Consider the following 15,944-nt stretch of genomic DNA (forward strand, 5'->3'; position numbering starts at 1 on the left):
CTAAACAATAGTCACTAAAATAACACTCGCACACCTATCATGCGTTTTACGCTTGCGCTTCTATATGCTTAATCAATGCAGCCAACTGATCTTGGCTATGGAAGAATATCTCGACACTGCCCTGTCCGTCTTTTTTATGTTTGAGTTTGACTTCAGCACCAAGCATATCTGTCAAACGTTGCGTCAAACGCTCAGCATCATGAGATTGTGCTTGCTCAGTACGATTAGGTTTTGGCGCAGGTTGCAGGATTGATTTGACCAGTTTTTCAGCGTCACGCACTGTCATGCCACCATCGATAATTTTTTGCGCGATGATAGGTTGTTGTTCTGATGATAGTGCCAATAATGTACGAGCATGACCCATATCTAAGGCGCTGTTTGCCAAATGGTCTTTGACTGTATCGTGCAGCTGATTCAAACGCAGTAGATTCGATACCGTGGTACGCGCTTTACCAACCACTTCGGCTATCATCGCATGACTCATGCCAAATTCTGTATGAAAGCGCTGTAAAGCAGCAGCCTGCTCAATCACTGACAGGTCTTCACGTTGGATATTTTCAATCAAAGCCAGTGCAATAGCGAGCTCATCTGATAGCGCACGCTCAATGGCCGGAATGACAGACTTACCTGCCATTTTCGCCGCACGCCAGCGACGCTCACCAGCGATAATTTCATGAGTAACAAATGCTTCGCTTTTATCCTCATTAGCCAGCAATGGGCGAATGACGATAGGCTGCATCACGCCATGCTGCTCAATAGAAGACGCCAATTCTGCCAATGCGGTTTCGCTCATGTCACGGCGCGGTTGATACTTACCCGCTTGCAAGCGCGTGACATCGATTTGCACCAAACTGATTTGATCTTCGACAGCAGCATTATCTGTGGTAGCAGCACGAGATTTTTTGGCAGGGGCTTTACTCGCTGTTCGCGGTGAGCGTGCCGTGGTGCTGCCAGACATGTTGGGTACTGCTTTTTTCGCCGTTGTTTCTTGCTTACCCTGTTTACTAGGCGCACTAGTACTTTGCAGTGCATCTGGCAAAGTATTGTCACGCGCAGCCATATCGTCTTGCAAGGCAGAGGCGGTAATTTGCTTTTCTTTTTTGATTGACCCTAATAAGGCATCTAAGCCTCGATTGGCAGCCAACCCTCTCTTCTTCGCCATGATTACCTATCCTCTAACGCTAAAATAAAAGCCAAACAATGATTAATACGGCTTACTCATTACTTATAAATACGATATTCAGTGCTGTTTTTCTATAAGGTCATTTTCTATCATGATCCGTTTTTATGCTCACATACGCGCGTTTGCATACTTTCTTTCGCTCACCCAAAAAACCACTAGTGGCTTTGTTTCATTACTTCAGCAGCGAGCTTTAAGTAGGCGCGAGAGCCTTTTGACCATCGCTCATAGGCAATAACTGGTAGACCATGCGCCGGCGCCTCTGCCAAGCGAATATTTCTTGGGATGTGCGTTTTGTACATAATCTCGCCAAAGTGCGCTTCTAATTCAGCAGAGACATCACGTGCCAATGTATTACGTGCATCAAATAACGTTCTCACGACACCGCGAATGTATAAATTAGGGTTGAGCTCCGTTAAACGCTCAATCGTCTGTGATAAATCAGCCAAACCTTCTAGTGCATAATACTCACACTGCATAGGGATAATCACCCCATCAGTGGCAACCAACGCGTTAATCGTTAGCAAGTTCAAACTAGGTGCACAGTCTATGATGACATAATCATAAGCAGGTTTATTAGCCGCAACCTGATGTTGAATCAATTCTGCCATCGCTGTTTTAAACAACTCATGGCTATCGGTTTTACTCATCAAGGTGATATCCATACCAGCCAAATCACGATTGGCACCGATGACATCAAACCCTGCTGGACTGGCAACGATAGCATCAGACAGCGACACACCGTCGAGCAGCACATCGGCTATCGTTAGCTCTAACTCGTTTTTGTCAACACCAGTACCACTGGTCGCATTACCTTGTGGGTCTAGGTCAATCAGCAGTACGTGCTTGCGTTTAGCAGCCAAACTGGCGGTCAAATTCACCGCTGTCGTGGTTTTACCCACACCGCCTTTTTGATTCGCGATTGCTATGATTTCCATACACTCACTCAATTTAATTAGGGTCTATTACTGTTATTATCTTTTGAACTACTACACTCATAGGAGTGCACCATCATCCAGCTGTTTATTGATGGCGTCTGCCCACTCTCTCATGACGTTTGGGATATTATGCCATTTAATTACAGACGTAAACTGTGTTTCACGACTACAAGGTGCTCATAGCTTAGACATTTTTACGAGACAATTCAATTAAATGACGACTGTCATGCAGACGTGGCACTTTAAGCTTTATGGTCTTAATATGCCAGTCATTATCTAGCGCTTGTAGCTCTTCATCACTTGGCGCTTTACCCTTCATCGCACATAAATAACCATTATCCGCCAGTCTTGGCTGCGCGACATCTACAAAATCTATCAGACTGGCAAAGGCTCTAGAAGTAACCACATCGTAACTGGCCTCATGCGCTTCGATACGAGAGGCGATAGGCTGCATATTACGCAGGCCAAGCTCGCTACTGATTTGTTTGATAAAGCGAATTTTCTTTTGATTGCTGTCAAGTGCCGTGCATTGACGCTCAGGCTGACAAATCGCAATAATCACTGCGGGCAACCCTGCCCCCGTGCCGATATCTAGCAGTGACCCTGCGGGCAAATGCGTTATAATGGCCAAACAATCAATCACATGTTTAATCAGTGCTTCTTCTGGATCGGTGATAGCGGTCAGATTATACGCTTTATTCCACAATAAAAGCTGGTCTAAGTATAATAATAATGTGCGCTGCTGCGTCTCACTTAACGGTAGACCTAGCTCATTTATCGCTTGTGCCAAAGTATTGGCTAGTGCGGGCAATTGTGATCCAAGCTTTACAAAGCCAGTTGGGTCGATATGGATATTGCCCATGCTAGCAGACGATGAAGATTTTTTGGCGGAAGCTGACATATAACGAGTTATCCAGTTTTGACATGTGAACCGTCTATTTTATCATGCAGTCTGCTCATTGAATAGTTGCAGATTGCCCCAATGTGAAACATCTTATACTATCTGCGTGGGCTTTGAGGCGTTATTCTTAATTACGAGCGCGAAACCCACCATTCTTTTGCATTTATTATATTCAACACGCCATTCTTTCATGATGATACAAAACTTTATTTAACTACTGAATTAACATGACACCATATCTTGTAAGATGTCTTTATTAACGGCTATTTATCAAAAAAGACTGACTACCCAAACGCATTACCCAATAAGTAAAGACTGAATAAAAAAACATTCTGCTTGCTCAAAAACTCACTTCACTTTTTAAGACGACATACCTTACGCTTATGACCCAACAGAAACATGCCTCTACCGCTCAAGTATCAAGAAAGGCTAATAAAAAAGACACCACTGATATGACAATACCCTCTGCTGAATTGAAAGATACATCTTCAGAAACACTGACAGACGCATTAAAAGACGATAGTAAAGCCACGCCTGAAACGCCGCACCCACTATTTGTTGACGTAAAACAGCGTTGTCTTGTGAGCGCTGAGCAGTTAAAACGCTATAGTGACGCCGATGAGCTGCCCTCAGACACACGTACCGCGCCAGATTTAGATGTGGGCTTTGGTCAACAGCGTGCGTTAAAAGCATTACAAACGGCTTTGGATATCAAAGCCAGTGGCTATCATGTATTTGCAGCTGGTGAAAACGGCTTGGGCAAGCGTACGGTCATTAGTCGTTTACTGACGCGTATTGCCGCTGATGCACCAACGCCGGATGACTGGGTTTATGTGCATAATTTCACCGACCCGCGCACACCGCTCGCCTTACGCCTGCCTGCTGGGCAAGCATCGCTACTGCAGCAGCAAGTCAATCACTTATGGCAACAAGCCAAAAAAAGACTGAGTCAGCGCTTTCGTAGTGACCAATATCAAAGCAAAATTGAAGCCATCAAAAATGACACGCATCAAAAAGAAAGTCAGGCTTATGATGTGCTTAATGCTGAAGGCAAGCAATATGACTTGGCATTGACGTTTCGCTCTTTTGATAATAAAGCGGTGTTTGTACATCCCAGTCAACTGGCAACAGAAACTAATCAAGCTGCGACTGAAGGTAATAATACCGATAATACAGATGACAAAACTTCTATCAGCAGTCAAAACACATCAGTCATCGGAGAAAGCAAGAAAACGACCACTGCTAGCAAAAAGGCTGTTGCCGATAACGAGACTGAATACGGCAGTAGTGAATACGAAGCTGAGCTGAGTAACTTTGTCCAAAAGAACCATATGCAAAAACGCTTAAGTCAACTGACCATCGCCTTAGAGCAGTTAGAAGACGAAGCCAATGATGCCATAGAAGCACTACATCGCAATATTGCGCGTCGTGCACTGCAACCTTTGTTTACGCCTATTTATGAGCAGTTTGCCAGTCACCCATTGGTCGTTGACTATCTCAAAGCCATATTTGCCGATATGGTTACGCATGTAGAGCGCATCGTCAATGGTGATGATGAAGAGTTTGTGACGGCGGTTTTGGCCACCACACCGAGTCGTTATGCAGTCAATGTCATCGTTAGTCACATGCCAGATAGTGGCGCACCCGTTATCTTTGAGGACTTGCCGACGCATCTGAACTTATTGGGTCATGTCGAGCAAATCACCCAATTAGGCACGGTGACCACCGATGTTAGTATGATTCGAGCCGGTGCCCTGCATCGGGCAAATGGCGGCTACCTATTGTTAGAAGCGAGCCACTTGCTTGAGCACCCTTATGCATGGCAAGGTCTAAAGCGCGCGCTACAATCGCGCAAAATCAAACTGTCAAGCCTTGAGCAGATGCTGACACTAACAGGGAGCTTATCATTAGCACCGGCACCCATTGACCTTGATATCAAGGTAATCTTATTGGGCGAAGCAGACTTGTATTACGAGCTATTAGAGCTTGAGCCTGAGTTTGACGCGGTATTTAAGGTACGTGCTGATTTTCATGACGACGTCACTCGCACCAGTGAACACGAGCTGGCACTGGTCGCAAAAATGGCCGATATCATTGATTATGCCAATCTTTATCCATTTGATCGTAGTGCACAAGCTGCCCTACTCGAGCACTTAAGCTTGCAAGCAGAAGACCAAGACCGCTTAAGCTTGCACAGTGACTTATTGATTAAGCTATTGCATGAGTCTAACCGCCACGCACGTTTAAGCGGTAAAAGTATCGTCGATGCCCATCATGTCACACAAGCCATTGATGATATGGACGAGCGTTCAGGATACTTGCGTGACCTATATTGGGATGAGCTCAAAAATGGTCAGCAGCTCATCCAAACTCAGGGAAGTGCTGTCGGGCAAGTCAATGCCCTAACCGTGGTCAGCTACGCGGATAGTGAGTTTGGCATGCCAGCCCGTCTAACTGCGGTCATTCAACCGAATATCGGTACCGGTGAGATTCTCGACATCGAGCGTGATGTGGATTTGGGTGGTAGCTTACACGCCAAGGGCATGCTCATTATGACCAGCTATTTGCGCGCGTTATTCAGTCAGCATCATGCGCTCAACTTTAGCGCTTCGCTCGCCTTTGAGCAAAGCTACGCGCATATCGATGGCGATAGCGCCACCGTCAGCGAAGGCTGTGCGCTACTGTCCGCCTTAGCAAACGTGCCAATTGACCAGTCGTTCGCCATTACTGGCTCTATGAATCAGCTAGGCGAAGTGCAAGCAGTTGGTGGCATCAATGCCAAAATCGCCGGTTTCTTTGATGCCTGCCGTGAGCAAGAACTGACGGGAAACCAAGGCGTGGTCATTCCCATGGCTAATGTCAAACAGCTCATGTTGCGTGACGATATCATTGCTGCTGTCAAAGCGGGTGAGTTTCATATTTATGGTATCCATACGTTGAGTGAAGCACTGACACTGATGACCGGCTTGCCTGTTGATACCATGAACAAAAAAGGTCGCTACCGTAAAGAAACCCTATTTGGCAAAGTCTTAAGCCGTCTGATGCTGTGGGATGATAACCAAGATGGTAATGGCGATATTGATGATAAAAAGTCAAAAAAGAAAGAAAAAAAGAAACGTAAGGCAAAACGTCAAAAGAAACAGGACAAAAAAGAAAAAGATAAGTGCAAAGACGATATCAATAGTAGAAAAAAAATTGTAGATAGTGAGCAGGATATGGTTAAAGGTGACAACCATTCGTTTACCGACGAGTCCGGTTAAGCCTAAATCTCACTATCAACAACATCAGCATCAGTATAAACACATGACAACGTTGCTAGACGCTAAGAGGCTTTTCTGCGATGATAAACAGCTCGTGACTCAATAAGATAAAAAAGCCAACTCGTCACTCTATAAAGGTTATCTCTCAATGACTGTACATTCTACTGACGCCGACCACCCTCACGCTCAAACAGAAGCTGCTGAGCCAGCCAACATGATGGCGGCTGAGGAAAACAATGCCTCAGGAGATAGCAGTGACAATCGCCATGGCGCAGCGACGACGGCTCGCCAGTGGCAAGTGTTATCACAGCTACAGCGTAATCGTTGGGTGGGGACAACTCATATCTATGAGCAGCTGATGATGGCAGGTTTTGATATCAGTCTGCGTACCGTTCAGCGTGACCTAAACGCGCTTGCCAAACGCTTTCCTATTGAAAAAAACAATGCCAATCCACAAGGTTGGCGCTGGCGTGATGATGCACCACTCCAAAGCTTACCGCACATGAATCTATCGCAAGCGGTTGCTTTCAATATGGTAGAGGCCAATCTAACTCAGCTACTACCACCAGTGATTCTAGATGAGTTGTTTCCGTGGTTTGACTTAGCAAGGCGGCAGCTGAAAAACAGCAAGGTTACCCATTCATGGATAGACAGAGTGCGTATCGAGCCGGCTACGCAACCATTGATTGCACCGCATATCGATTTGGATAGCAAAGACAATATTTATCACGCGCTTTTTTATCAGTTACAAATCAAAGCCTGCTATACCCGCAGCAATAAATCGCAAGCCAGTGAATACATTCTAAACCCCATTGCTATCATTCAGCGTGGCATTATCATTTACCTACTGGCAACTCGTACTGACGATGCAGAAGCCATCATCCGCACCTTTGCCTTACATCGATTTGCCAGTGTTGAGATTTTAGAAAGCGCTGCACAGACTCCTGATGACTTCCAACTCGACAGTTATTTAGATGCCGGTGGCATGGGCTTTAGTCATCCCTTGTTCCGTGAGCTGCCCAATCATGGAAAAAACACACCTATTGAGCTACAATTCACCAAGCAGGCGGGCAAGAGCCTCACTGAAAGCAAGCTCAGTGACGACCAAATCGTCACATTGAACACTGATGAGACATTGAGCGTACAAGCCACCGTCAATCTAACCTCACAGCTGGTTTGGTGGTTACGTGGTTTTGGCAGTGGTCTATTAGATGCCAAGCCTAACCTACTATATCAAGCGGTATTGGACAGACCATTAGACGATGAAGCTATTGATGATCAAAACACTAAAGAACAAAGCAGTAACGAATAATGATTATGAATAATGACAAAAGCGTTCAATCATACTCATCATTATAATAACGACTAAAAACCGATACTCTACAAGGAATACTATGTCGACCACTACCCCATCGCCACTACTTTCAGATAGTCTTAGAGGACTGGGAGTAGATGCGGGGACTTTATTTTTTTCGCTAAACTACGAATTTACCAAAACCAAACCTAAGGGTATGTTTAAGCGCTTCAAAAAGAACCAAGGCGCGATTGATCTTGATATTGCTTGTGTATTATATGATGACAATTGCACCATTAGTGACATTGTCTGGTTCAAACAGCTGCGAGATAAGTCCGAGTCTGTTAGGCATCAAGGGGACAGTCTCAACGGCAAAGATCGCGGTGAACATGCCATGTATTTGGCGCCATTAGATCAAGAGCAAATCAGACTATACTTGGATAAAATTCCAGCCCACATCACTCATATCGCTATGATTGCCAACTCTTATCACGGTCAGCCCTTTTTTAGAGTCAATAAAGGCGAGATCCATCTGAGTGATGATGAAGGCAATCGATGTTTTGAGGTGAACCTCAAGCAACTTCCAAAAGATTGCACGACGCTTTGGGTCGCACATTTGCGTCGAGAGGTCGACGACTGGCATTTAACACTGCAGAATTTACCGCTTGCTGCCGAAGACTTGGCAACAGCAGCACAGCAAGTCGCCCATGAATTAGCGCGTGCACTGCCTATTCCGCAAGGCGTGTAAAATCGGGTCAAGATAATCTCATATAATAAAAATGGTGCTGCGTATCAAAACGCAGCACCATTTTTTACGACTTCTCTTTTTGGCAGCAATCGCTGCAAATCACCTATATATAAACGTTCGCTTATTCACTGCCAGCTAACCTATAGTCAAAATACCCTAAAAACGCTACGGTATTGTTGATATCAATTTTTTGTAGCCTCTGTCTGCGCAGGCACAGCAAGCAAGAAAAATTGATATCAGCAGCGCGTAATGTATCGATATTACTTTTCACTAACTATATTTATAATGCTTCACCGCAATGCGGACAAAAGTTCTTTTGTCGCCGCTCCACTTCTCTTTCACGGCGCTCAAGTTCTTGCTCACGTAATACTTGTAAAACGATATTTTGTGCCTGCTCTTTATCCAGACCGAGCTGACGTCGAATTTTATCAATCATCATCTGATTCTGCACCAAGTCAAAATCACTATCAATCAGCTGCTCCCGAAAATGCTGCTCTAACTCTTCACGGCGTTGGGCAAGCTCGTTTGCCAGACCTGTCGCCAAAATACCAGCAGGGAGTGCCGCTAGACCCACACCCAATATCGTAATGACCGCCCCCAATATCTTGCCCGCATTGGTAATGGGCGTCACATCGCCATAGCCTACGGTTGTCAGCGTGACCACTGCCCACCACATTGCTTTGGGTATCGACTCAAACTCGTCTGGCTGGGCATGGTTTTCTACCAAATAAATTCCACTAGAGGCGGTCACAATCATAATGATTAAAATAAAGATAACCGCTTGGAATGACCCTTTTTCCTTGCTGATAACCACCAATAAAATGCGCATCGAAGCAAAGTAGCGCGTCAGCTTTAGAATACGGAAGAGACGCAAAATGCGTAAGAAACGTAAATCGATGGAGACAAAGAAATTCAAAAACGCTGGTACGATGGCGATAAGGTCAATCATTGCTGAAGGACTTCTCAGCCAATCCCAGCGCTGACGCCACGTCGTATTATCTGGTTTGGCTTCAGCGACACTCCATAGGCGCAGTAAATACTCGATAGAAAAGATGACAATGGAGAAGTTTTCAAACCAAGTAAAATAGTCCTGATAAGGGTAGTACCAGCTGTCTACAGACTCAGCAATCACCGCTGCCACGTTGGTCATGATTAAAAAAATCAGAAAATAATCAACGTAGCGACTAAATAACGTGTCGTGTTCATCATTTTGTAAAATATCATAGACAAAAAGACGCAAGCGCCGTATAGACTGGAGTAGCATGCTGTCCCTATGCGGTGAAACACCGAACTTATATGAGTAAAAAACAAACCATCATTACAGCAGATAATATCTATTGGTCTAAGCATCGACTGTTTTCGGAGTCTGCCCTCATTTTACTAATAGTAATAAAAATGACAAAAACTGCCGATAAAAAATAAAAACAGCGCCGCCAGTTAATTATACAAAATTTATATAATAAATGTAGACTGCGGCCAACAGCATAAATGCAATCGCTAAAACAGACAATCGCAAGAACTGCTCATCAGTGCGCAACTGCTGGCTAACATCCTGAGCAGGTAGCAAATAGAGGTGACACTCAGGGCAACAGTTATTAACTGAATTTAATAGCTGCGCCGTACGTGCGTTTTCACATCGCAAAGGAGAGTTACTGCAATAACCGAGCATATTATATTGCACCTTATTTAGCGAGATAAATCAAAACATGCTAAATCAATGACTATCGAATTGAAAGAGATAATCTAAATTTACAATATTAGGGTCTACTGGACATTCAAACACTTGTACTGCTGATAGCCAAAATAACTACGCTATATCATGAGACTTTAAGATAGGAAATCTATTGTATCGAGATACTCTATTGTAACTTATCGGACAGACGGTCGTAATATCCGCTTATTACCTTACAGTAAAAATGGTTTTGTATTATAATAGAGAAACTATGTTACAGATTAATCAATAATCATAACATTGTGTATCGGTAACTGATGTCATCCCTCATTAGAAGCTGATTAATAATCCTCTATTACGTTAAGGAATCAAACGATGAAACTACAATCCCTAGTTTTAGCCGCTGCTACTGCACTTACTATGACCTCTGCTTTTGCAGTACCTGCTGGTACTTGGACAGTGGCTGCCGGTGCTCACTATGTAGACCCTAAAAGTGACAACGGTACTTTGAATAATGGTTTATCTGTTGATGTTGATGGCGATGTCCGCCCAACCATCAGTGGTGAGTATTTTGTTGCCAACAACATTGGTGTTGAACTACTTGCAGCGATTCCATTTCACCATGACATCACGCTAACTGATACAAATGGCAATGAGGTTGATGCAAAAACTCAGCACCTGCCACCTACTCTCTCTGTACAGTATCACTTCGATGGCTATAACCTGCCTATGAATGTGAAGCCTTTCGTTGGTGTTGGTGTGAACTACACCACTTTCTTTAAAGAGAGAGTCTATCTAGGTAATGGTAACGATTTAGAACTAGACGATAGTGTGGGCGTTGCAGGTCATATCGGCTTGGATATTCCTTTTGCTGCAACTGAATCTTTCCGTATTGATGCGCGCTATATGGACATCAAAACAGATGCTAGCCTAAACGGTACTGATTTAGGTGAAGTAGATATCAGCCCTTGGGTATATGGCGTTGCTTTTGTTAAAAGCTTCTAATTAGCCAAATGCTATAGAGCAAGTATAATAAATAGAAGAAGCCAGCTGAATAGCTGGCTTCTTTGTCTCTATCGTTTAATAAAACTGAGAATCATATAGGTATGAAAAAAGCCATCCGCAGATGACTTTCTTCACGACCCTCATGATATAAGATTTATGTAATGTTAAAAAACTCAACCGACCTATAGCAAAATACGACGTGGATCAGCCAATAGTGTGGCGATATATCGGGTGAACACAGCAGCATCAGCGCCATTAATCACGCGGTGATCATAAGACAATGACAGTGGCAGCATGAGACGCGGCTCAAACGTTTGCTTAGCGTCATTCCAGCGTGGTTGCTTGGTGGCTTCAGAGACACCCAAGATACCGACTTGTGGCCAATTAACCAATGGCGTAAATGCCGTACCGCCTAAGTTGCCTTGGCTCGATATCGTAAAGCTTGCACCCTGCAAATCTTTAGTGCCTAGCTTTTTGTCACGCGCTTTGACAGCAAGCTCACCAATCTCAATGGCAATTTGCTTAAGCCCTTTGTCTTGTACGTTTTTGATGACTGGCACTATCAGACCATCATCAGTCGCTACTGCAATCCCCATATTGACACTTTTGCGTAAGACAATTTGCGTATTGTCATCGCTCAAATGACTGTTAAAGCGTGGATGCTGTGTCAGAGCATAGGCGGTTGCTTTTACCACAAAGGCTAAAATAGTGAAGCCAATGCCTTCAGCTTTCATGCCACCTTTTAACTCACCGCGCAGTTTTTCTGTCTCAGTAATATCAGACAAATCAAACTGTGTCACTTGCGGCAGCAAGGTATTGTAGTTGAGCTGTGGTATTGAGACTTTTTGTAGACGGCTGAGGTCTTGTATCTCAGTCTCACCCCAAATCTCAGCATTGCTCATATCGGGTAAACTTGGCAGACCGGCAGAGCTCGATACATTGCTGTTGGTCGGTGCAGCTTTCTGCTTGCTAAGACTGTCTTTGACATGTGCAAACAAGTCTTCTTTAAGGATACGATCATTAAGCGCTGAGCCAGTCACTTGGCTGATATCTACGCCCAATTGCCGCGCAAGCTTACGCACAGCAGGACCAGCATAGACATCGACCAGCTTTTCATTGACTTGTGCTTCGCTCAATTTTTCGCCAGTATTATTGGCAGCATTATTAGTAGATTTAGCTGACTGTTTAGGCTCATCCGTCGTTTTTTTATCGACTTTGTCTGCTTTATTATCAGATTCAGCTGATTTCGAGCCTTGAGATTCAGATGCCTTTGGCTTGGCATTATCTGGCTGTGACTCACTTGTACCGATGATGACAATAAAGTCTTGCCCATTGGCAACCATATCACCTGCTGCGACCAGTATCTTTTCAATCTTGCCAGCCTCTGGTGCTGGCACTTCAACTGAGGCTTTGTCAGACTCAATCAGCAAAATTGACTGATCGGCACTGACGACATCGCCAACACTGACCATAATCTCAGCAACCTGCGCTTCATCCACACCCAAATCAGGCAAGGCATGAGTGGTCGCCTTTCCTGAATCGTTTGCAGGCTTAGCATCAGCATTGCTATCAGAAGTCTCTGGTGCTTGAGTTTTATTTTCACTAGCGACAGTGGTGTCATTATTGTCACTGGTTGGCTCATCATCTTTTTTAGCATCATCTTTTTCAATATCATCGCTCTCACTGCTGCTGTCTTCACTATCAGTGTCAGAATCGCTTTCAAGCTCAATCAGCACCATACCTTCGCTGACTTCATCGCCAACAGCGACACTGATTTTACTCACCTTACCAGCAGCCGAGCTTGGTACTTCAAACGAAGCCTTGTCAGATTCCAATAAAATAATGTTGTCATCTTTTTCAATGACGTCGCCAACTTCTACCATAATCTCGCTGACTTCGGCGCTATCGACACCCAAATCGGGGGCTTTAATGTCCATGGTTTATCTCCTTGTCTTATGGTTATTATTCTTTGACATCGCCATCATTGAGTAAAGTCGCGTCAGCTTGGTCTTCTGCACGGCCCTCAGTGCTAATCTCATCATCATCTTCACCGACAAACTCAGGCACAGGATGTGGGTTGACATTACCAGGGGCTGGTGCATCGGGAGAATGGTCAAAATAAGGCTGTTGCTGCCATGCAGGTGGCTGATCCACATCGATCCCTAAACTTGAAATAGCGTCTTTAACCAAGCGCATCTCAACCTCACCTTCATCCGCTAAGCGTTTCAATGTCGCAACGACGATATGCGCTGCATCAACGTTGAAAAAGCTTCGCAGTTTTTCACGAGTGTCTGAGCGACCATAACCATCGGTACCTAAAGTCGTGTAAGGACGGCTGTCTGGCAACCAAGCACGAATCTGCTCTGAGTAATTGCGCATATAATCAGTCGCTGCGACCACAATCCCTTCGTGCGGCGCTAATTGCTCAGTGACCCAAGGCACTCTTTCTTCATCCATTGGATGCAGACGGTTGTAATCATCACATGCCATAGCATCACGAGTTAGCTCGTTAAAGCTGGTCACACTCCAAACGTTGGACGTGATATTAAACTCGTCCTTTAGAATTTTCGCCGCTTTTTGTACTTCGCGTAAAATAACACCAGAACCTAATAGCTGCACCTGACTTGAACCATTGTCCTCAAGCAAATACATACCACGCTTGATGCCTTCTTCTATGCCTTCTGGCATCGCTGGTTGTTCGTAGTTTTCATTCATTAAGGTCAAGTAATAATAAACGCGTTCGCCCTCGCCATACATACGGCGTAGGCCATCATGCATGACAACTGCCAACTCATATCCAAAGCAAGGATCATAGGTCACACAGTTCGGTACAACGTTAAATAATATCTGTGAGTGACCATCTTGATGCTGCAAACCTTCGCCATTCAGTGTTGTACGCCCAGCGGTCGCACCGAATAAAAACCCTTGCGCCTGACAATCACCCGCTGCCCACGCCAAGTCCCCTACGCGCTGGAAGCCAAACATTGAATAATAGATATACATTGGAATCATCGGCAGTGCGTTCACTGAATAGCTGGTTGCTAGCGCAATCCATGTACTCATCGCGCCTGCTTCATTGATGCCTTCTTCTAGCATGTGACCGTCGATGGCTTCTTTATAACCCATCAACGCTTCACTGTCTTCTGGTGTATATTTCTGTCCAGAAGCTGAATAAATACCCAATTGACGGAACATGCCTTCTAGACCAAAAGTACGCGCTTCATCAGGAACGATAGGCACAACACGATCTTGGATGTCTTTATTTTTTAGCATCGCTGATAGCAAGCGTACAAACACCATGGTGGTCGATTGCTCTTTACCGTTACTGCCTTTAAGCACGCGATCAAAAATAGACAAATCTGGAATGTTCAGCGGAATATGACCACTGCGGCGATTGGGCAGATGACCACCTAACGCTTCACGGCGACCTTTTAGGTACTTCATCTCGAGTGAATCTTCTTTTGGACGATAAAACGGCAGCGTCTCTAACTCCTCATCGCTAAAGGGTAAATCAAAGCGATCACGGAAATACATCAAAGCTTCGTGGTCGAGTTTTTTAATTTGATGTGATTTATTCACCGCTTGCGCTTGCGTGGATAAACCATAGCCTTTAACGGTTTTTACCAAGACGACGGTTGGCTGACCTTTGGTTTTCATCGCTTCACTAAAGGCGGCATAAACCTTCATCGGATCATGACCACCACGGTTTAGACGCGCGATATCATGGTCAGACAGCTCGTTTGCCATCTCCTCTAGCTCAGGATATTTGCCAAAGAACTCTTTACGCGTAAACTCAGGGGTACGGGCTTCATATAGCTGGTACTCACCATCGACCACTTCTTCCATACGATGTTTGAGCACGCCTGTCACATCTTTATCAAGCAGCGTATCCCAATTGCCGCCCCAAATAACCTTAATTACACGCCAGCCTGCACCGCGGAATACCGATTCTAGCTCTTGGATAATTTTGCCGTTACCACGTACCGGGCCATCAAGGCGCTGTAGATTACAGTTAACCACCCAAATTAAGTTGTCCAGCTTCTCACGACCAGCGAGAGAAATCGCGCCCAAGCTTTCTGGCTCATCCGTCTCACCATCACCCAAGAACGTCCAAATTTTACGGTCTTCTCTTTCAAGTAACCCGCGGTTTTCCATATAGCGATGCACGTGGGCATGATAAATGGACATAATAGGACCAAGCCCCATCGATACCGTAGGGAACTGCCAATAGTCAGGCATTAAGTATGGATGCGGATAACTTGACAGCCCTTTACCACCAACTTCACGACGGAAGTTGTCTAGCTGATCTTCCGTTAAACGACCTTCTAGATAAGAACGGGCATAGATACCGGGCGCTGAGTGACCTTGATAATAAATCATATCACCACCGAAGTGATCACTTGCGGCTCGGAAGAAATGGTTAAACCCTGTCTCATAAAGCGTGGCACTAGAAGCAAATGTCGCTAAGTGTCCACCCAAATCGTCATCGTTTTTGTTGGCGCGCATCACCATCGCGAGCGCATTGTAGCGAATCAAAGCACGAATCTTTCGCTCAATGGTCAAATCGCCAGGGTACATTGGCTCATCTTCAACGGCGATGGTATTGATATAGGCGGTATCGAGACGGTTGAACGGCAGGTCTTCTTGAACTGCCATGTTATATAGAGCTTTTAATAAAAACTGTGCGCGATCCTTGTCCGCATGTTTAATCACAGATTCGAAGGCTTCCAGCCACTCTTGGGTTTCGGTGCTATCAGCATCCTTATAATAATTCATCTTTGTTTGTCCTTTTTTATTGGTCAGCCCTGCTTTATAACAGGGAATTATTAAATCAATGTATTACTCAATACTGTCGTGTGCGCATGGTTTACTCAATGACTTCCTTGTTAATTTTATAGGAGTGGTTTTGATGTACTTTAAGAGATGTGTCGACTGCTATATATGAC

Annotated in this window: 10 protein-coding genes; 4 read left to right on the plus strand and 6 right to left on the minus strand. The window is 44.7% G+C overall.

The window, feature by feature from the left end; genetic code table 11:
* Window positions 1-46: 46 nt before the first annotated feature.
* The 3 genes from QL919_RS07965 to rsmG form a co-directional block, all read right to left on the minus strand.
* On the minus strand, window positions 47-1,162 hold the full coding sequence (locus QL919_RS07965) for a ParB/RepB/Spo0J family partition protein (RefSeq protein WP_290189024.1): 1,116 nt from the start codon (window positions 1,160-1,162) through the stop codon (window positions 47-49).
* Window positions 1,163-1,338: 176 nt separating this feature from the next.
* The gene (locus tag QL919_RS07970) at window positions 1,339-2,118 is read right to left on the minus strand and encodes a ParA family protein (protein WP_290189025.1); all 780 of its coding nucleotides are present in this window, start codon (window positions 2,116-2,118) and stop codon (window positions 1,339-1,341) included.
* 184 nt (window positions 2,119-2,302) lie between these two features.
* Window positions 2,303-3,019: a 16S rRNA (guanine(527)-N(7))-methyltransferase RsmG gene (rsmG, locus tag QL919_RS07975; protein ID WP_290189026.1), complete on the minus strand. Its 717-nt coding sequence runs from the start codon at window positions 3,017-3,019 to the stop codon at window positions 2,303-2,305.
* A 383-nt stretch (window positions 3,020-3,402) separates the two neighbouring features.
* Here rsmG and QL919_RS07980 point away from each other — a divergent pair, with 383 nt between their 5' ends.
* The 3 genes from QL919_RS07980 (at window position 3,403) to QL919_RS07990 (ending at window position 8,321) form a co-directional block, all read left to right on the plus strand.
* On the plus strand, window positions 3,403-6,279 hold the full coding sequence (locus tag QL919_RS07980; RefSeq protein ID WP_290189027.1) for an ATP-binding protein: 2,877 nt from the start codon (window positions 3,403-3,405) through the stop codon (window positions 6,277-6,279).
* A 148-nt stretch (window positions 6,280-6,427) separates the two neighbouring features.
* Window positions 6,428-7,591, plus strand: a complete 1,164-nt coding sequence (locus QL919_RS07985; RefSeq protein WP_290189028.1) for a WYL domain-containing protein — start codon at window positions 6,428-6,430, stop codon at window positions 7,589-7,591.
* 82 nt (window positions 7,592-7,673) lie between these two features.
* Window positions 7,674-8,321, plus strand: a complete 648-nt coding sequence (locus QL919_RS07990; protein WP_290189029.1) for a TerD family protein — start codon at window positions 7,674-7,676, stop codon at window positions 8,319-8,321.
* Window positions 8,322-8,601: 280 nt separating this feature from the next.
* Here QL919_RS07990 and QL919_RS07995 read toward each other — a convergent pair whose 3' ends face one another.
* Complete coding sequence (locus tag QL919_RS07995) at window positions 8,602-9,585, minus strand: ion transporter (protein ID WP_290189030.1); 984 nt, start codon at window positions 9,583-9,585, stop codon at window positions 8,602-8,604.
* A gap of 783 nt (window positions 9,586-10,368) precedes the next feature.
* Here QL919_RS07995 and QL919_RS08000 point away from each other — a divergent pair.
* Window positions 10,369-10,998 (plus strand): OmpW family outer membrane protein, encoded by a 630-nt coding sequence (locus QL919_RS08000; protein ID WP_290189031.1) that lies wholly within the window; start codon window positions 10,369-10,371, stop codon window positions 10,996-10,998.
* A 182-nt stretch (window positions 10,999-11,180) separates the two neighbouring features.
* On the opposite strand, the gene QL919_RS08005 is transcribed toward QL919_RS08000, so the two are convergent.
* Together QL919_RS08005 and aceE are read right to left on the minus strand one after the other, a co-directional pair.
* Window positions 11,181-12,935: a 2-oxo acid dehydrogenase subunit E2 gene (locus QL919_RS08005; protein WP_290189032.1), complete on the minus strand. Its 1,755-nt coding sequence runs from the start codon at window positions 12,933-12,935 to the stop codon at window positions 11,181-11,183.
* Between the two features lie 25 nt (window positions 12,936-12,960).
* Window positions 12,961-15,774, minus strand: a complete 2,814-nt coding sequence (gene aceE, locus QL919_RS08010; RefSeq protein WP_290189033.1) for a pyruvate dehydrogenase (acetyl-transferring), homodimeric type — start codon at window positions 15,772-15,774, stop codon at window positions 12,961-12,963.
* Window positions 15,775-15,944 lie beyond the last annotated feature (170 nt).

Origin of the sequence: Psychrobacter sp. APC 3426, assembly GCF_030408035.1 — a bacterium.
Lineage (GTDB): Bacteria > Pseudomonadota > Gammaproteobacteria > Pseudomonadales > Moraxellaceae > Psychrobacter.